Raw genomic sequence first — 18,516 nt, forward strand, 5'->3', positions numbered from 1 at the left:
TTTACTTACGGGCTACCTTCCAGAGCAAGACTTTTGATAAAGCGTTGACCGCCTTTCTGCGGCTATCCCGTAAGGCGTGCGCTCTGGTTCATAACCTGACGAAGGTACGTACAGGGCGTTTCGAGGAACCTCGCTGGTCATAGAACCAGACGTCACCGGAACACGATACTCAAGTCCGCCCAGCGCTCCTGCAACACGCCAGCCAATGCCCGCAGACCCCATGTTTCACTACGTCGGTGCCCCACGGCGATTACGGTAATCCCCGTTTCATCAACCGCGGTTTGTGCCGATTTTCGGTATGCGCCGGTCAAGTATAAATCCACCCCCCGGCGAGCTGCTTCCCGGATCAGGGCATCGTTCATTGCGCCCACAATGGCGATGCGGCCAATTGCCGGCTGCTTACCCACGTGAACCTGATCGTAACCGCCAAACGTATTCTCAACCAACCGAATCCAGGCTGGTAGATCGGCCCCGGGCGTCTGGCCGAGCATACCAATAGCCCGTCGCGGCAGATCAGGGGCTTGCTTGTGGCCAATTTCCTCAGGGTGGCTCATTTGCAGCGTTTCGGCCATGGGCAGGTTATATCCCATCGTCAAGGTCTCGTCGAACGGCAGATGATGGTAAAGTACCGATACGCGGGTTGACATACGCGCTCCGTCAAGCGTCCAGGGGCGATGCAGCCAAAGGACGTCGAGTTGGTTTTCTGCGATCCAGTCATACAACCCCGGCCAGGGTTCGAGCGAAAGGCCGATGCGTTGTATGGCCGGATTGTCCCGTTTGTCGGTTGCCGTCCAGTACAGTCCGCCCTGTTCCGTAGCGGGGTATCGGTCGGTTGCAAAATACCGGTCCAGAAAAGCACAAAGCTCACGTAGCTGCATTCAATGCCCGTTTATAACGCAACACGATCCACTCCGTATGGTTTCGCTAAAGGCTTGATATTGACCGTTCGCTCAAGACTACTTGCGGTTTTGCCAACCTTTTTTGTACGTTTGCACCGCAAAAGCAACCGCGCCCGCGGTTCTCATTACGCCCATGAAGTTCCTCGCTTAAGACCCTACGTAGGTCTTCTCTTCTTTCAGGTTTTCTGTCCGCACGGGCAGTCATTCTCTTTTTTCATCATCCACATACTGCTGGCGGCCGGTCGGGCTGCGGCTTAATCGTTTGTCTCAATGACCAGATTTATTCGGTTATTCCTGGCCGCATTGCGCGGGTCAGAATCAAATTTCATATCCGGTAGTATCAACCGGGCCATATTCCTCTTGTCCGTTCCGATGATTCTGGAAATGGTCATGGAATCGCTGTTCGCCGTTGTGGACGTGTTTTTCGTGGCTAAAATTGGTACAGAAGCCGTCGCAACGGTGGGTCTGACGGAGTCCGTGCTGACGCTGGTGTATGCCATCGCCATTGGGTTGAGTACGGCCGCAACGGCCCTGGTAGCCCGGCGCGTGGGCGAAGACAACCCGCGCGATGCAGGCACAACGATTGGGCAGGTTATCCTTGTCTCTCTGACTGTTGCGCTGCTGATGGGTATTCCTGGATTCGTATTCGCTGAAGACATCCTCCGTCTGATGGGTGGCGATGCGCGGCTGGTGGCGAATGGCTCGGGTTTTACCCGCATGATTTTTGCCAGCGCCCCAGCCATCGTGCTCCTCTACACCCTGAGTGGATGTCTGCGCGGGGCCGGCGAAGCGTCCATTGCCATGCGATCGCTGTGGATTGCCAACGGGTTTAACATCATCCTGTGCCCGGTGTTTATTTTCGGGGCCGGCCCGATACCGGCGATGGGCGTAATGGGCTCGGCCGTGGCAACAACCACCGGCCGAACGGCGGGTGTATTGTACCAGTTATACGCCCTGACCAGACGCGGTGGCTCCGTCAACGTTCGCCGGTCAGACCTGTCGTTCAACCCGGACATTGTCCGGAACCTGCTGAGCATCGCAGCTGGTGGCACGGGGCAGTTTCTGGTGGGGTCGGCCAGCTGGATCTTCCTGACGCGGATCTTGTCCACGTTCGGCAGCGACGTAGTAGCGGGCTATACCATTGCCATCCGGATCATGATTTTCACCATTCTGCCGTCGTGGGGCATGGCCAACGCAGCCGCCACGCTGGTCGGTCAGAATCTGGGAGCAGGCCAGCCCGAGCGAGCCGAAACCTCGGCCTGGCGAGCGGCATTGTGCAACATGATCTTTCTGGTGGTGGTCGGGATTACGTTCTTTATCGGGGCTACCGAAATCGTGGGCCTGTTCGAACGTGATCCGCGCGTAGTAGCCGTAGCCGTCGAATGCCTGCGGGTGTTCTGCCTGGGCTACGTGTTCTTTGCCTATGGTATGGTAATCAGCCAGGCGCTGAACGGAGCCGGCGACACCCGTACGCCAACACTCATAAACATTTTATGTTTCTGGGTGATTGAAATTCCGCTGGCGTACATACTGGCTACGTTCGTCAACTGGGGACCGCCGGGCGTATTCTGGTCGGTTGCCATCAGCGAATCACTGCTTGCCGTTATTGCGGTACTCGTGTTCAGAAGGGGTCGCTGGAAAGTGGTTCGGGTGTAATCAGCGGGCGGGCAGAACGCTGTTCCAAAGCCCGAAACGGCTGATTCAGACCGAAACTTTTACCCAAATTGCCCCGTTATTCATATAGCCGGTACTGATCCGGCGCTGGCTGGATCAGTACCCTCAACAATAAATTATTGCATGATCGACACCCATAAAAACCCTGAAACCGCTGTCTTAGTCGCGCTGGTAACGCAGAAGCAAACCGCCGAGCAGACCAAAGAGTATTTAGATGAACTGGCGTTTCTGGCCGAAACGTCCGGCATCCGCACTGTTAAAACCTTTGTGCAGAAGCTGGAACGGCCCGACACCCGCACGTTTGTCGGTAAGGGTAAACTGGAAGAAATTCAAACATACATTACCGATAACCCGGTTGATACGATCATCTTCGACGACGACCTGACACCCGCGCAGGTACGTAACCTGGAGGGTGAATTCAAGGAGATCAAGGTGCTTGACCGGAGCCTGCTGATTCTGAACATTTTCTCGATGCGGGCGCAAACGGCGCAGGCGCGTGTTCAGGTCGAACTGGCGCAATATCAATACCTCTACCCCCGCCTGACCCGCATGTGGACGCACTTGAGTCGCCAGAAAGGGGGCGTCGGGATGCGGGGACCGGGCGAATCCGAACTGGAAACTGACCGCCGGATCGTAAAAGACCGGATTGCCTTCCTGAAGGAGAAGCTGGAGAAGATTGATAAACAAAGCCAGACTCGCCGGAAAGAACGCGATCGCCTGGCCCGGGTCGCGCTGGTTGGCTATACGAACGTTGGCAAATCGACCCTGATGCGAACGATGGCGAAAGCCGACGTCTTTGCAGAAAACAAGCTGTTCGCCACGGTCGATTCGACGGTCCGGAAGGTAGTGCTGGGTAATATCCCGTTCCTGCTGACGGATACGGTTGGGTTCATCCGGAAATTGCCGACCACCCTGATCGAGTCGTTTAAGTCAACCCTGGACGAAGTTCGGGAAGCCGACATACTGCTGCACGTAGTCGACGTATCGCACCCGTCGTTTGAGGAACACATTGAGGTGGTTAGCTCAACGCTGACTGACATTGGAGCGGCCAATAAACCGACGATTCTCGTTTTCAACAAGATTGATCAGTTTGAGCCGAAAGAAGATCTGGCGTACGAACTGGTTCAGGAACAGGAAGGCGAGATTCCGGTGGCTGTGCGCAAACAGACGGCGCTGCAATACCTCAAAAAGACGTATCTGACCCAAAAAGCTGAGCACGTTGTGTTCATCTCGGCGCAAAACCGGGAAAACATCGAAGAATTGCGGGAGCTGCTCTACAACCTCGTGAAAGAGAAGCACTTCACGATTTACCCGAACTGGGTCAACGTACCCCTGTCCGAATCAGCTGAATACGGCGACGGTTTGGCAGGTTAACGAATTTTAAGCAATTTTGCGAATAAGAAGGCGGTTTAACAACCGCCTTTTATTTGGCTCCGTAGTTCAATGGATAGAATAGACGTTTCCTAAACGTTTGATATGGGTTCGATTCCCGTCGGAGCTACCCCCAAAAGCCGTCAGCAGACAACTGTTGACGGTTTTTTCATGTATAAGCCATCCAATAAATTTATAATAAGTCTATCGAATAGTGTGAGTAGAAACCTTTAAAATTACCCTTGTCAAAGGCAACATACACAAAATGCTGACGGGTACTTCCTCTTTTTTACTCGGGTACGCGCTATGAAAATTGAACGACAGGCTTACGATCAGCTCCCCTTTGCCATAAAAATTGGCGCTCTGATTCTTTGGGGAACACAATTATCGTCTTATTCTGAAGCGGGCCGCTTTCGACAATTATATCGATTCAACGACTTCTTCGCGGAAATGTGTTTTGACGAAACTCAACAAACGCTTACGTGTGTTTGTACGTTTACGGAACTGGCCTCACTCGATCCTTACCTGAACAGCATCGACTGGCACAATTTCTATGCTGAATCATAAAAGCGGCAGCCCGGCTTATCGATGTTTCGTTACGCCGACCTGTTCACACCAGGGCAGCACAGGGCAGGTAGAACAGTGAGGCAGCGTGCCCGTGCAGATGTGTTTGCCAAAAGGCATAAGCAACCGGTTAATATCGATCCATTGCGCCTTTGGTACCTTCGCTTCCAGTACGTTCAGTGTTTTTTCAGGCTGTTTGGTCAGCACATAACCCCAGCGGTTAACGACACGGTGCACGTGCACATCCACGCTTATGGCCGCCTGCCCGGTGGCAACACCCAGCGCCAGATTAGCGCATTTAGGTCCCACGCCTTTAAAGGAAGTAAGCGTCTCAAAATCGGCGGGGAGTTTACCGCCAAACTCCGACATGGTACGTTCGGCAATCCCCCGCATCGTATACGCCTTCTGGTCAGGGTAGGTTGTGCCGTATAATAGCTCCGTTAGCGTCGGAATGTCGAGAGCCAGCAACTGTTCGGGCGTACGGGCAGCAGCAAACAATCGCTCCGACACCGGAATGGTAGTTTCGTCCAGTGTCCGGATGGAAACGATGCACGAAATCAGTTGCTCAAACAGGCTGTTGTAGCCCCGTTCGGCCAGCTCGAACATAGCCGCCTTTGGATACGGCTGAATGGCTTTTTCGATATGACTCAGAACGGTAGTAAGCTCAAAATCAGGCTTCATGCAGTTTTCGGTTTACAGGTGCCTGTTTGGTGTCAGGAGGCAAATAGCCAGTTCCGTAAACCGTAAACAGACACCTGTAAACCGAAAACCAACGTCCAGGGTTTTTACACCTTCGTAATCACCAGCTCAACGCGCCGGTTCTCAGGCCGTTCTTTCAGACTCTTGTTGGTATTGATTGGCCGCGAGGGGCCGTAGCCAACGGTATCGATCCGGTCGGAGTCGATGCCTTTGGTAATCAGGTAGCGCTTCACTTCGTTGACCCGGTTGCGCGAGAGTTCGACGTTGGCATCGAAATTACCGACAATGTCGGTGTGACCTTCGAGCCGGATTGTCATCGTCGGGTTTTCCTGCATGATTCCAGCCAGCCGATCCAGCTCCGGGAATGATTCCGGCTTCAGATCGAACTTTGATACGTTGAAGTATATGTTCTTCAGCGTGATTTTTGTGCCGGTTTCGATCGGAGTCAGATCAAAATTCCGGGTCACATCCGAACGACTGGTTGCGAGGGTATCGCTTTGGCTAAAGTAGCCCTTAGCCGATGCCGTGACGGCATACACAGCTACGGACTGGCCGGGAGCATTGTACTTACCGCTGGTACCGTCGCTACGTACCGAGTCAGCCGGTTCGTCTCCGTTTGTTTCGGCCCCCGACAGCAGCCGATACCGAATGGTCGCCCTTATCGGCTTCTTCGTTTTTGCGTCGCGTACGGTACCGTTGATGGCTACTGTTGCCGGAGCGCTGGGCTTCGGCTTTTCAGGCTCCGGTGTTGGTACGGTTGGTGTTGGCCGTGGGGTAACCGGCGGCTTTGACTCCTGTCTGGGGGGCGTAGCAGGGGCTCGTCTGGCATTGGGTTTCTTCGCGGGATTGGTGATGTGAACCCCCCAGAAGTTGAAACAGATTTCGCCGTTTCGATTCTGGTCGCTGCACTCAAAGAGGTCGAACACTTCGTAGCCGGGCGTGATCCGCTCGAAATACGCGACAAAATCGACCTGTTCGCCCGGCGATACGTCCCGCCGTTTCTCGGTGGGTATATTCTCGGCCCGAATGAATTTGAATGACTTTTCGCCATCGTTCACGTAGAGCCTGGCCGTCGGCACAAAACTGATCGTATTGGTCGATGGAAGTGAGTAGCCACGTCCGTTTGGTAACGGGATTTTAAACATCTGCCCCGACGACCGCCTGGATCGAAACGTCATGTAAATAATCGTGTACTGATCCGTCAGTTCGACGCGCCGGATGGTTACGTCGCGGTCGTTAACGTCATCAACGCGGGGGTTTTCGGTTGTGTACTGCCCCTGAGCCAGTAGACCAAACGGGCTGAGCAGCAGCAAAAAGAGGATAATGAGTCGGCAGTTCATGATCGTTGTTTACAGAGCGCTTACCTTTACTAAACGTTTGACCAGGCCGGGTAGTTTATGGTTTAATGAGGCCGCTTTTCAAATTTTTATGCGAACCGTTTTTCTCTTGATTGTTTCGAATATTTTCATGACCACCGCCTGGTACTGGCACCTGAAGTACCATAACGAACCGCTCTGGAAAGTGATCCTGATCAGCTGGGGCATTGCCTTCTTTGAGTATTGCATTGCGGTACCGGCCAACCGGATCGGCTCTTACGAGTTCAATGCGTTTCAACTCAAAACAATTCAGGAAGTTGTTACGCTGGTTGTGTTCGCTGCCTTTGCGGTCGTGTATCTAAAAGAAGAGATAAAGTGGAACTACATCGTCGGGTTCGCCCTGCTGGTCCTGGCGGTTTTCTTCGTATTCAAGAAGTGGTAGGCCTAAACGCAAAGAGGGCACACCCATCGGCGTGCCCTCTTTGCTCGTCTATGCGTAGGGATTAATACCCTGGGTTCTGCACCAGTGCCCGGTTGGCATCAATTTCCCGCTGCGGAATGGGATAAATGAGCCGTGGATCATTGAAGCGGATGGTACCGATGTTCTGCCGGGTCCGCTTGATGTCGTGGATCAACGTCCCTTCGAAGGCCAGTTCCAGCCGGCGTTCCCGCAGAATGGCGTTCAGGGTAAGCTGTGCCTGCGTGAGCGGTGCCAGCCCGGCCCGCGCCCGAATCAGGTTAATATCAGCGAGCGGGGTGGCACCCACCGACGTATTGTTCCGGAAATTAGCCTCCGCCCGAATCAGGTACATTTCGGCCAGACGCAGTACCTGTACGTTTCCGTACTGATTGACAAACTTGGCTGTACGAATCAAACCACCATCGTCCTCGTAGAACAGGCCACCGCGCTGATCGGCCTGCTCGTACAGATTCAGGTGGCGCTCCTGAATGTAAATGTCGCCCCGACCGCCGTAGTCCCGGATGGCGTAGTACAGATTCAGGTTGTTGACCCCGTCCTGATCAGTCACCTGCACCGCAAAAACGGTTTCGTCCGTATTAAAACCGTTGATGAACAAGCGCAGATCGAACACTTCTTCGATGGGCACGAGCTGATAGCGATTCGACGCAATAACCCGATCGGCAGCACTGGCGGCCGGGCCATTGTTACCCTGCTGCAGGTACACGCGGGCCAGCATACCGGCGGCTGCTCCTTTGGTCGCAAAGAACCCGTTGGTGGCCGGTAGCCGGGTTTCAGCTTCGGTCAGGTCTTTGATTACCTGCGCATACACTTCAGCCACGGAGTTACGAGGAACCTGGTTGCTTTGGTTAAGCACGGTAGTAGGCGTCAGCACCAGGGGCACGCCCGGATTGGTGTTGGCATCGCCATCGCCCCAGGGCCGGGCGTAGAGACGTATCAGCTCAAAAAACATCGTACCCCGGATGAACTTAGCCTCGCCTTCAATACGTCCCCGTTCACTAGCTTCTGCCAGATTCAGATTAGCCAGCACCGTATTGCAGACGTTAATGGCGTAGTAGGCGGCCAGCCAGGTATCTCTAACCTGCCCGTTTGTAGTCAGGATGGCTTTACGGGCAATTTCGGCGGGTTCCAGAAACGTTCCGTTCCAGGTGGTCTCGCCGTTGTCGCCGAGGAGTTCGGCGTCACGAAGCAGGTTCCCTCCGTACAGATTTCCGTTCCCGAGCGCATCGTACGCGCCGACCAGTAGCGCGTCCAGATCCTGAGCCGTTTGTAAGGCCTGCTGCGCATCAACCGAGTTGATCGGATTAATATCCAGTTTGTTGTCGCATCCGGTCAGCAACAAGCCCACAGCCAGCACCGACCCAACGATTGACAGTTTTATATGATTCATACCGAATTAAGAGCAATGAGTTGTTCAGATTACCATTAGAAGCCAATGTTGATACCCGCTGTGATTGTCCGGGGCTGCGGAGCCGAATAGAAATCGTTGCCAAGACCAATATTGCCGGCAGCCGCGTCGGTGTTTACCTCAGGATCCCAGCCAGTGTAGTTGGTGAACGTCAACAAATTCTGGCCCGTAACGTACACACGTACCCGATTGAGTTTCGCCCGGTTTGTCAGCGATTTGGGCAGGGTGTAACCCAGCGTAGCCGTTTTCAAGCGAACGTAATCCCCGTCCTGCAGGTAGCGCGATGACTCGACCGTTCCGTTACCACCTACCAAACGGGCCTGTGGCACGTCGGTGATGTCCCCCGGGCGCTGCCAGCGACGCAGTTGATCCCGGGTCTGGTTGTCGAAGAAGTTACCGTTGGCCGACATGTACTGACCGGCTGCGTTGTAGATCTGGTTGCCGAACTGCCCCTGGAAGAGGAAGCTCAACTCCAATCCTTTGTACGACAAGGTGTTGGTCACACCGCCGATAAACGAAGGGTTCGGATTACCGATTACCACGCGTTCGGCCTGGTTCGGGTTATTGGTAGTGCTCCGGTCCAGACTACCGTCGGCATTGGCCGTGTTGCGGTAGTAAAGCGCATCGCCGTTCTGCGGATCAACTCCGGCATACTCACGGCCAAAGAACACACCGATTGGACTGCCTTCCTGCGCCTGGTTAATGTATCCCCCCTGGATAATCTGCCCATCGAGGTTCGTAATCTTGTTGGTGTTGCGGGCAACGTTTATGTTCGTGCTCCACTGGAACGCTCCCCGAACGTTCTGGGTGTTCAGGACAAATTCAAATCCTTTGTTTTCCAGTTGGCCAACATTCCGAAGCTGAGTAGAGAAGCCGGTAGTACCCGGTACGTTTACGTTCAGCAGCAGATCGCGCGTGTTCTTGGTGTAGTAATCGATTTCGCCGGTAAGGCGGTTGTCGAGCAGACCAAATTCCAGACCAATGTCGGTCTGAAGCGTTTTTTCCCAGCTCAAATCCGGGTTAGCAATCTGCGACGGAGCCTGTCCCGGAACCCCCGCGTAGCCGGCCGTTCCGTCGTAAAGCGCCCGCGAGCCAAAGTTGCCGATTTCAGCGTTACCCGTCAGACCGTAGCTGGCCCGCAGTTTCAGGTTGCTGATGACTGGAATGTTTTTCATAAACGACTCCTCCGTCAGAATCCAGCCCACCGACGCCGACGGGAAGATACCGTAGCGGTTGTTGACCCCGAACCGCGACGAACCATCTACCCGGCCAACCAGCCCGAGAATGTAGCGGTTGTTGAACCGGTAGTTCAACCGGGCAAAGTACGACAGGAAGCTAAAGGCGGTTTCGGTCGACAAACCAGCATTGATACGGGCCGCAGCCACGATCTGCTTGTAGGCATTGCTCGGAAAATCCCGGCCCTGCACCTGCGTGAAGTTGGTGCTTGATTCCTGGTACGACATACCGACCGTCGCATCTACATCGTGCCGTTCGGCAAACGTCCGCCCGAAGGTGAAGAAGTTGTTGGTCGTGTAGTTAACGATCTGCGCAAAGTTGTTGATACCAACGCCGTTAGGGTTACCCAGCAGCGTTTCGCGACCGTAGTACTGTTCTTCGTTTTTGTTCAGAATGTCAGCTCCCCACTCTGAGCGGAACGACAGACCGGGCAGAATACGGTACTCGGCGAACACATTACCAATGACGCGATAGGAGGTCGTTTCGTACGAGGCAAAATCCCGGTCAAGCAACGAATTGTAGTAGTACGTCTGGTCGTTGAGCCGATTAGTGGTCGGGTCGAAAACGGGCGAGATAGGCGGCAACGCCACAATCTGCATCGGCGTCGTGAATGAGTTATCGTTGGCCAGCTGATTGTTGACCGTCCGGGCTACGTTCATGTTGACGCCCAGCGTCAGCTTGTCGGTGGCGGAGTGGTCGAGGTTAAAGCGACCGCTCAGCCGGCGGAACCGGTTGTTGATCAAAATACCGCTCTGGTCGAGGTACGATCCTGATACGTAAAAGCGCGTTCTGGCATCGCCACCGCGGGCGCTCAGGTCATACTGCTGAATGGGCGCATCCTGATAAGCCTGATCCTGCCAGTTGGTATTGATACGGCCCTGCTCCCAGTTGGCCCGATCGCCGGCCGCGTTCGCCGTAAAGAAGTTCTGAAGCTGTGCCTGCGTAATGTTCGTCAGGCCGAGCGCCACCGAGTTGGCCCGCGCTTCTTCAAAAAACTGAACGTATTCCTGCGTATTCAGAAACTCGCGCTTGCGGGTTGGACTACTGAAACCACCGTAGGCATTCAGTTCAAACTGTGTCTTGCCCTGCCGTCCTTTCTTGGTCGTAATGAGCACCACGCCGTTGCTCGCCCGCGATCCGTAGATGGCCGATGCCGACGCATCTTTCAGGATGTCAATGGATTCAATGTCGTTGAAATTGATGTCGGCAATTGGATTCGTCAGCGCTGCGGTGGCATTGGGGTCGCCCGGCGCGCCGGTAGTAATCGGAATACCATCCACAACAAACAGCGGCTGGTTGCTGGCCGATACGGACGAGGAACCCCGCACCCGGATTTGCAGCCCCTGACCTACTTTACCGTTCAGGGAGGTGATCTGCACCCCGGCGGCCCGGCCCTGAATGGCCTGCTCAACGCTGGTAACGGGCAGATTCTCAATCTCCCGCCCGGATACTTTGGCAATGTTGCCGGTCAGGTTGCGTTTTGATTCGCTACCATACCCCACAACCACTACCTCATTGATGGAGCGCGTGTCGGAGCCTAACTGTACGTTAATTGTTGATTGATTACCGACAGGAATTTCCTGCGAGGTAGTACCAACAAAACTGAAGACGAGGGTCCCCACATTGGCCGGCACGGTTAAGGAATAATTACCTTCCGAGTCGGTCTGAGTACCACGGGTTGTTCCTTTTACAACGACAGAAACACCCGGTAGTGGGTTTCCGTCTTCCGCTAAGGTCACCTTCCCGGCTACCCGGCGTTCCTGCGCCAGAGCAGGCAGGGCGAATGCTCCCAACCATACCACAAACAATAAAAATCTCTTCATAGAGCGGTTGTTGATAGTTATTATGAAAAATTAGGCAGCAAAAGTTGTAGTTAAAATTTCGTTAAAACAACTATTACCTAAAAATAAAGGTATTTGTTTAATTCCAGCAAAACCCAAACCATACGATTGCCAACTGTTTACAAGATAAAATAAAATTTCGGGTAAGACGGCCCGTATATCGTATTGACAAGTCTTGTGGCGCACCCGTTGTCTCACAGTAGTTTATATACGTTACTTTTCATCTGTTCTCTACAAGGAGTGGAGTAGCCAGGGCCGTATATCAATGCGTTAGCCTGAAAAGCAATCAGGCTATACCGGGTAGGTATAGCCTGATTTAATCCAACTGTATAAAACGGGTTTGCTTCTACGCCTTCAGGGGTTTGGGGTAAAAGCAACGGATGCGAAACCGGTATTAATACCCTTCGTTCTGAACGAGTTGCGTATTGGCGTCAATTTCGCTTTTCGGAATCGGCAGTACCAGTCTCGGCGAGTTCCAGGGCAACGTCCCGGCATTTTGCCGAAGCCGCTTGATGTCGTGGATACGCAGGCCTTCAAAAGCAAGCTCCAGCCGGCGCTCCTGCAGTACATCGGCCAGGGTTGGGTTGGCAACAGGAGCCAGCCCGGCCCGTGTCCGTACGGCGTTCAGGTCTTCGGCGGGGGCTGCACCGACCGCCGAGTTGAGCCGCAGGTTACACTCCGCCCGCGTCAGCAGGATTTCGGCCACCCGGATAACGGGGACGTTACCACCAAAATCAGTCCATTTACCTGAATAGTAGCGAGTACCGGCACCTTTCACGCCAATGTAGAACAGATCTTCGCGACGGTTATCGGTCGGCGCATACGACTCGACAAAGCCGTTCAGCACCTGTACATCACCCCGCCCTACCGCAGCGCCACCCGCCGGGATGCTGGCATAGAACGTAGTCAGGCCGTCGTTGGTAGTACCAGGGTTATTCTGCGTATTCTCCTGGATTTCGAAAACACTTTCGGCCGTGTTCTTATTCCGGAATACATCCGCCACGCCGGGGTTAAGCCGGAACTGATTCGATTGCAGGATCTGGTTCGCTGCGTTCAGCGCTTTGGCGTAATCGGCCTGTTGCAGATACACCCGGCTCAGGAAACCCAGCGCCGAGTACTTATCGGCCCGTAAACCGTTATCATTGGGCAGCAGCGTCGAAGCTTTGGTCAGATCGTCCAGCACCTGGGTGTATACTTCAGCGACCGTATTGCGGGCTCTGGTTTCAGCCGCCTGCTCCTGCGACAGCGTAGGACGCAGCACCAGCGGAACGCCCGGCTGGCTGTTGTCGGCCCGCGTACCCCATGGCAGACCATAGAAACGTACCAGTTCAAAATACATAATACCCCGCAGGAAACGCGCTTCTCCTTCAAATTCGGCCCGGCTTCCGGCATCCTGAATTTTGTCGAGCGCCCCGAGGATGTTGTTTGCTACGTTGATAACCTGATAGGCTGTTACCCACGTCCGCTGCGCTTCGGAATTGGTCGCCAGCATCTGCCGGTTTGTCACCTCCCGATACCCCTGGAACGTACCGCGCCACGCTACGTAGTCGTCGGATGCCAGCAGTTCGGCTAACAGATTCAGGTTAGTTCCGTACAATTCGGCATCGGCTAGGCCACCACCCTGAACGCCGGGCAGCACACCATACGCACCAATAATGGCACTCTCAATGTCCTGCGCCGACGAAAGCGCCGTAGCGGCATCAACCGACTGCCGGGGTTCTATATTCAGCCGGTCGTTGCAGGCAACCAAAGCCAGCGCCAAACCCAGCGATACAATTATTTTTTTCATACTCTGTGTATCCGTATAGGTACCGGTCAGCGGGTTAGCTGCCCAGTGCCATGACTGTTTTGCTTAGAAACCTAAATTAATACCTACCGTGAACGTACGGGCCTGGGGTGGCGTGTAGAAATCGTGTCCCAGGGCGATGTTGGCCGTCTGGTTGCTGGCGTTCGCATACTGCGTGTTCACCTCCGGATCGTAGCCGGTGTACTTGGTGAACGTGAACAGGTTCAGGCCCGATACATACACCCGCGCCGATTGTACGGAGATTTTCCGCAGCAGAGCACTCGGCAGGTTATAGCCAAACGATACGGTTTTCACGCGCAGGAACGAACCATCCTGCACCCAGCGCGACGATACGCCCGTGCCGTTACCGCCACCGAAAACGGCTCTCGGTACGTCGGTGATGTCGCCGGGCTTCTGCCAGCGATCCAGCTGATCGATGGTCTGGTTGTCGAAATAGTCACCGTTCACCGACTGGTAGATGGCCGCCGTGTTGTAGATATCGTTCCCGTAAACGCCCTGGAGCAGGAAGCTCAGGTCGAAGCCTTTGAACGAGAAATTGTTGGTCAGACCTCCCGTGAAATCAGGGTTTGGATCACCAACGAACAGTTCGGGGGCAGCCGCATAATCGGCGGTCGGATTGCCGTCGGCTCCCTGATACAGCGCATCACCCGTCTGCGGGTCAACGCCTACGTATTTCTTGCCGTAGAAGATACCCAGCGGCTGGCCTTCGACTACGTAGCTCAGGAACCGCGAGTTGGCCCGGATCGGCGATACGTTCAATTTCGTCACCCGGTTCCGGTTGAACGAGATGTTGAAGTTGGTCGACCACCGCAGCGCTTTCGTCAGGTTCTGCGACGTAACGCTGAATTCAACCCCGCGGTTGCGCAGGCTACCGATATTCCGGGCAATAGTGGTGAACCCGTTGATGGCCGGCTGCGGCTGGTTCAGCAACAGGTCGTTCGTTACCTTGTTGTAGAAATCAATCTGACCGTTGATGCGGTTGTTGAGGAACCCAAACTCCAGACCAATGTCCAGCTGCGTCGACTGCTCCCAGCGCAGATCAGCATTGGCTACCTGCGACGGACGAATCCCTACCTGATCGGCGTAGTTGATGGTGCCGTACAGACCACGAGATGCGAAGTTTGCGATTTCGGAGTTACCCGTTACCCCGTAGCTGGCCCGCAGTTTCAGGAGACTTAGCGATGGAACCGTGTTTTTGACAAACGACTCGTCGCTCAGAATCCAGCCCGCCGAAATAGCCGGGAAGAAACCGTAGCGGTTGTTCAGACCAAAGCGTGACGAACCATCGATACGGCCCGACAAACCAAGCAGGTACCGATCGCGGAACTTATAGTTTACCCGCGCCAGATACGACACCAGACTATAGCCGGTTTCGGTTGAACTGGCATCGGTTTTCTGGCTGGCACTGGCCAACTCCTGAAACTTGTCGTTCGGGAAGTTACGGGCCGTTCCCGATACGGTCTGTACGTTCTGCTCCTGGTACGTAAGACCAGCCAGAACGTCGATGCTGTGCGTCCCGCCGAATGTCCGCAGGTAGCTGAACGTATTGTTGGCGGTCCAGTTGTTCGAGCGGGTCTGCGCCTGATAGCCGTAGCCGGTGGGGGCACCATCTTCCGTTACGCGGCCCTGGAAAATTTCTTCCTGCAGATTCAGTACGTCGAAGCCGTATTCGCTCCGGAACGTCAGGCCCGGCAGCAATTGATACTGACCGAAGATGTTCCCGAACGTGCGGAACGTACGAGCGTAGTTTGACGCGTTGTTGAGTTCAACCAGGTTATTGTAATAGAGCGTCTGCCGGTTGTAGCCCGTCGGATCGTTCGGATCGTAGATCGGCTGGATCGGCGGCAGGGCGTTCAACTGGATCGGGTTCGAGAACGCATTGTCTCCCGGAACCTTCTTGTTGTTAGTACGGGCAAACGCAATACTGGCCCCCAGGCTGAACTTATCACTCACCGTATGATCAAGATTCAGGCGGACGTTGTTCCGCTGAAAATTGTTGCCAATGATGAAGCCAATCTGCTTGTTGGTCGCGCCCGACAGATTAAAACGGGTTTTCTCGCTACCACCGTTGATGGCGAAGTTCGCCTGATTGATCGTTCCCTGCCGGAAGGCCGCACTGGCCCAGTCGCTGTTGACGGTAGAATTCGGGTCCAGACCGTAGCCGGGGAAACCGTCGCTCGGATCGTTCGGATCGATACCGGCGTTGGTCAGTGATTCCGTGAACAATTCCAGATACTGCGGACCATTCAGGAACTTACGCACCCGGGTCGGGTTAGTGATACCGGTGTAGTAGCCCACCTGCACGTTGGTCCGACCGGCTTTACCACGTTTGGTCGTGATCAGTACCACACCGTTGCTCGCCCGCGATCCGTAGATAGCCGATGCCGATGCATCTTTCAGGATTTCGATGGATTCAATATCATTCGGGTCAATGTCGGCCAGCGGACTGAACTGCTCATTGTCCGTTGTGTTCAGGTCCTGCGACGTAATGGGAATACCATCCAGAACGTACAGCGGCTCGTTACCGGCCGAAATCGACGCGGCCCCGCGAACCCGAATCTGAAGCGCCGTTCCAAGCTTACCGCTACCCTGGGTAATCTGCACCCCCGGCGTCCGGCCCTGCAGTGCCGTTTCGAACGTCTGAACGGGCAGGTTGGCAATGTCTTTGCCGCTGATACTGGCTTGTGAACCGGTCAGGTCGCGACGCTGCTGCGTACCGTAACCCACCACGACCACTTCGCTCAGTGCCCGCGAATCGTTGGTAAGGGCAACGTTAATCTGGTTGCGGTTGCCGATAACAACCTCCTGGGCCGTTGTCCCCACAAAACTAAACACCAGGGTTGTTGCGGTGGCAGGTACAGAGATTGAGTAGTTTCCCTCGGCATCGGTCTGTGTGCCGCGCGACGTACCTTTGATCTGCACCGAAACACCAGGCAATACGTTGCCATCTTCCGCGGATGTGACTTTTCCCGTCACCCGGCGATCTTGTGCGACTGCTGGTAGGTGCAGTGCTCCCACGAATAAAAGCAGAAGCAATATAATTTTCCTCATATTGTGGTATTTTAAACAAGTAAACCGCAAAATTAAATATTACTTTTCTGTTAATACAACAAATTCGCAGAACAATATTTTTTAACAATACAGCTAAAGACGCAGGAAAAAGCCTAACGTTGCAGCCTGTCAATATTTGATAGTATTATTTTATACCGTGTTGAACGAGAACGACAAGAACTCGGGTTAAGTTGATACCTTTCGACGCTGTACACGGCTGTTTTTTTCTGTGCCATGAATGCATTTCTACTTGGTCATATACTGCTTGCCCTGTTCGTTCGTAGCCCTCTATACGAGACCGCCGGCGCAGCACCAAAACCGCATCCCACCGTTTACCTCTTTCTGAATACCGAATGTCCGGTTTGTCAGCAGTACGCCCCACGCCTTGCCGAACTGCACCGGTCCTTCAGGAAAGCAGGGGTTCGATTTGTCGGCGTTTATCCGCTCAGTACCGACTCTCCCCAGACCATCCGGCAATTCCATAAGCTGTATCAACTTCCGTTTGAGGGACAGGCAGATCCAGGCGCAAAGCTCGCGCGCTATTTTCGGACCCACGTTACACCCGAGGTTGTGCTGATGGCCACCGATGGCACTGTAAGCTACCAGGGTGCTGTTGACGACTGGTACGTATCGCTCGGTAAGCATCGGCCCTCTCCTACCCAGCACTACCTCCGCGATGCCCTGACGGCTTTACTGGCCGGGCAGCCCGTTGCTGTTCCCCGAACGGATGCGGTGGGGTGTCTGATCGAATGATTGAGTTGTGGAATGATTGAATTGAAGACAACCCCTTAATTCAATCATTCCACAACTCAATCACTCAATTATTTAACGTAATAGAAGACCAGATTCATCATCTCGTCGGTGGAGTTCCAGCCGTAGCGTACCGGCCGGACCGGGCGGTTGGGGTTAAGCGGATTCTGATCGGTATTATCGTACGAAGCCTCGGCAATAATGGTCGAGCCCTTCGGCAGGACGAGCGGTTCACGGAAGAAGTAGGATAACTGCCAGTTAAAATCCCACTCGTCGATTTTAACGAGCTGAACGGCATCACCGGCGGGCGTAACGGCAAACGCCTTCACCTTCCGGCCCAGCCAGTGCATGTGAGGCATCACCGAAAGCAACCGGATCGTGTCGCTGATCGGGCCGTAATTCATGTAAAACGTCGGGCGGGTGTTGGCGGGCAGCACAAACGGCTGATTAGTAATGTTGTTTTCCGTCAGGGTCAGCGTACGGACTTCCCGTTCTACCGGCTTCCGGGCAAAATAGAGCCGAACTTCCGATTGGTCGGCTTCGGGTTTGGGGGCGGGCGCATAGTGGAGGTTCAGGATCAGGTCGCTACCCGCCCGGATGCGCTTGGCGGCCCCAGCCGGGAATGTAACGCGGTCGTTGCCGGGTACCCATCCGTACAGAAAAGCATCGGCCAGGGGCGTCCGTTGAAAGTCACGCAGCCGGGGATCGTCTTCCGCCAGCCCGTCAATACCGGCCATAGTCCCCGTCGAATCGATCATCAGGCGGCTGTGATGCAGCCGTTTACGGTTCTGCGGCACAAACTCGATGGCTTCTACCCAAACGTCCTGCTGCAGGCCCATCCGTACGTGAAAATACCGAAAATCTTCTCGGCCGTCGCCTTTGATGGCGTAGGGCTTCATGCGCAGCACGAGATCGGGCTTACGCGGCTGGTCTGTACCGAAGGTCTGACCGGCCGCGTAAGCCTGGTCAGATTGTAGGGGCAGCTCACCAGCGGCTGGCTGGTCAGACCTTCGGTGCAGACCAGCCGACCGCTGGTGCCCAACGGGCATTCCGGCTTTTACCCACTGCTGAATCAGGTCAATCTCTACGTTCGACAAACCGCGTTCGTTGGCATAATGCTGGAACTGCCGATCGGCCGGAAACGGCGGCATGTACCGGGCCTGTGTCACTTTTGCGATGAACCTGCCCCGCTTGGCCACGTCCTCATACGTCAGCAAACTGAACGGTCCGACCCCTGCGGGATGGTGACAGGGCGTAGCACAGTGTTGTGTGATGATTGACTTAACGTGCTGGACGTAAGTAGGCGACTGAGCCACAAGCGCATGGCCTGTAAGCAGCCAAAGTATCAGCCAGTTACCAGTTTGCCTAAAGTTCATATCCGCCAGTGATGAAAAAGCAGCAACGGGTGCACCCGTTGCTGCT

Annotated in this window: 13 protein-coding genes and 1 tRNA gene; 6 read left to right on the forward strand and 8 right to left on the reverse strand. The window is 54.6% G+C overall.

Translation table 11 applies throughout. The annotated features are described in order from the left end of the window. Window positions 1-152 precede the first annotated feature (152 nt). Complete coding sequence (locus tag DYU11_RS24855) at window positions 153-878, reverse strand: Nif3-like dinuclear metal center hexameric protein (RefSeq protein ID WP_119670440.1); 726 nt, start codon at window positions 876-878, stop codon at window positions 153-155. A gap of 291 nt (window positions 879-1,169) precedes the next feature. On the opposite strand from DYU11_RS24855, the gene DYU11_RS24860 reads away from it, so the two are divergent. From DYU11_RS24860 to DYU11_RS24875, 4 genes are all read left to right on the forward strand, one after another. Then, the gene (locus DYU11_RS24860) at window positions 1,170-2,555 is read left to right on the forward strand and encodes an MATE family efflux transporter (RefSeq protein WP_119670441.1); all 1,386 of its coding nucleotides are present in this window, start codon (window positions 1,170-1,172) and stop codon (window positions 2,553-2,555) included. Window positions 2,556-2,696: 141 nt separating this feature from the next. Next, window positions 2,697-3,947 carry a GTPase HflX gene (hflX, locus tag DYU11_RS24865; RefSeq protein WP_119670442.1) on the forward strand — a complete coding sequence of 417 codons (1,251 nt, stop codon included), beginning with the start codon at window positions 2,697-2,699 and terminating at the stop codon, window positions 3,945-3,947. Between the two features lie 55 nt (window positions 3,948-4,002). Continuing rightward, window positions 4,003-4,074, forward strand: a tRNA-Arg gene (locus DYU11_RS24870). 176 nt (window positions 4,075-4,250) lie between these two features. Continuing rightward, complete coding sequence (locus DYU11_RS24875) at window positions 4,251-4,511, forward strand: hypothetical protein (RefSeq protein ID WP_119670443.1); 261 nt, start codon at window positions 4,251-4,253, stop codon at window positions 4,509-4,511. Between the two features lie 15 nt (window positions 4,512-4,526). On the opposite strand, the gene DYU11_RS24880 is transcribed toward DYU11_RS24875, so the two are convergent. Both DYU11_RS24880 and DYU11_RS24885 read right to left on the reverse strand, forming a co-directional pair. Then, the gene (locus tag DYU11_RS24880; protein ID WP_119670444.1) at window positions 4,527-5,189 is read right to left on the reverse strand and encodes an endonuclease III domain-containing protein; all 663 of its coding nucleotides are present in this window, start codon (window positions 5,187-5,189) and stop codon (window positions 4,527-4,529) included. Window positions 5,190-5,293: 104 nt separating this feature from the next. Next, window positions 5,294-6,547 (reverse strand): OmpA family protein, encoded by a 1,254-nt coding sequence (locus DYU11_RS24885; protein WP_119670445.1) that lies wholly within the window; start codon window positions 6,545-6,547, stop codon window positions 5,294-5,296. Window positions 6,548-6,635: 88 nt separating this feature from the next. Between DYU11_RS24885 and DYU11_RS24890 the strand changes: the two genes are divergently transcribed. Beyond that, a complete protein-coding gene (locus DYU11_RS24890; protein WP_119670608.1) occupies window positions 6,636-6,965 on the forward strand; it encodes a DMT family protein in 330 nt (109 codons plus the stop codon). A gap of 61 nt (window positions 6,966-7,026) precedes the next feature. Here DYU11_RS24890 and DYU11_RS24895 read toward each other — a convergent pair whose 3' ends face one another. The 4 genes from DYU11_RS24895 to DYU11_RS24910 form a co-directional block, all read right to left on the reverse strand. Beyond that, window positions 7,027-8,391, reverse strand: a complete 1,365-nt coding sequence (locus tag DYU11_RS24895) for a RagB/SusD family nutrient uptake outer membrane protein (protein WP_119670446.1) — start codon at window positions 8,389-8,391, stop codon at window positions 7,027-7,029. A 35-nt stretch (window positions 8,392-8,426) separates the two neighbouring features. Beyond that, window positions 8,427-11,468: a SusC/RagA family TonB-linked outer membrane protein gene (locus DYU11_RS24900; protein WP_119670447.1), complete on the reverse strand. Its 3,042-nt coding sequence runs from the start codon at window positions 11,466-11,468 to the stop codon at window positions 8,427-8,429. Window positions 11,469-11,880: 412 nt separating this feature from the next. Then, on the reverse strand, window positions 11,881-13,275 hold the full coding sequence (locus tag DYU11_RS24905) for a RagB/SusD family nutrient uptake outer membrane protein (protein WP_119670448.1): 1,395 nt from the start codon (window positions 13,273-13,275) through the stop codon (window positions 11,881-11,883). Between the two features lie 63 nt (window positions 13,276-13,338). Beyond that, window positions 13,339-16,344, reverse strand: coding sequence for a SusC/RagA family TonB-linked outer membrane protein (locus tag DYU11_RS24910; protein WP_119670449.1), 3,006 nt, complete (start codon window positions 16,342-16,344; stop codon window positions 13,339-13,341). Window positions 16,345-16,578: 234 nt separating this feature from the next. Here DYU11_RS24910 and DYU11_RS24915 point away from each other — a divergent pair, with 234 nt between their 5' ends. Continuing rightward, entirely contained in the window at window positions 16,579-17,097 is a 519-nt protein-coding gene (locus DYU11_RS24915) for a redoxin domain-containing protein (protein WP_119670450.1), read from the forward strand. A gap of 68 nt (window positions 17,098-17,165) precedes the next feature. Here the strand turns inward: DYU11_RS24915 and DYU11_RS24920 are convergent, their stop codons facing one another. Then, window positions 17,166-18,470 (reverse strand): monooxygenase, encoded by a 1,305-nt coding sequence (locus DYU11_RS24920; protein ID WP_119670451.1) that lies wholly within the window; start codon window positions 18,468-18,470, stop codon window positions 17,166-17,168. Window positions 18,471-18,516: the final 46 nt, after the last annotated feature.

The sequence above is a fragment of the Fibrisoma montanum genome (assembly GCF_003583365.1).
GTDB lineage: Bacteria > Bacteroidota > Bacteroidia > Cytophagales > Spirosomataceae > Fibrisoma > Fibrisoma montanum.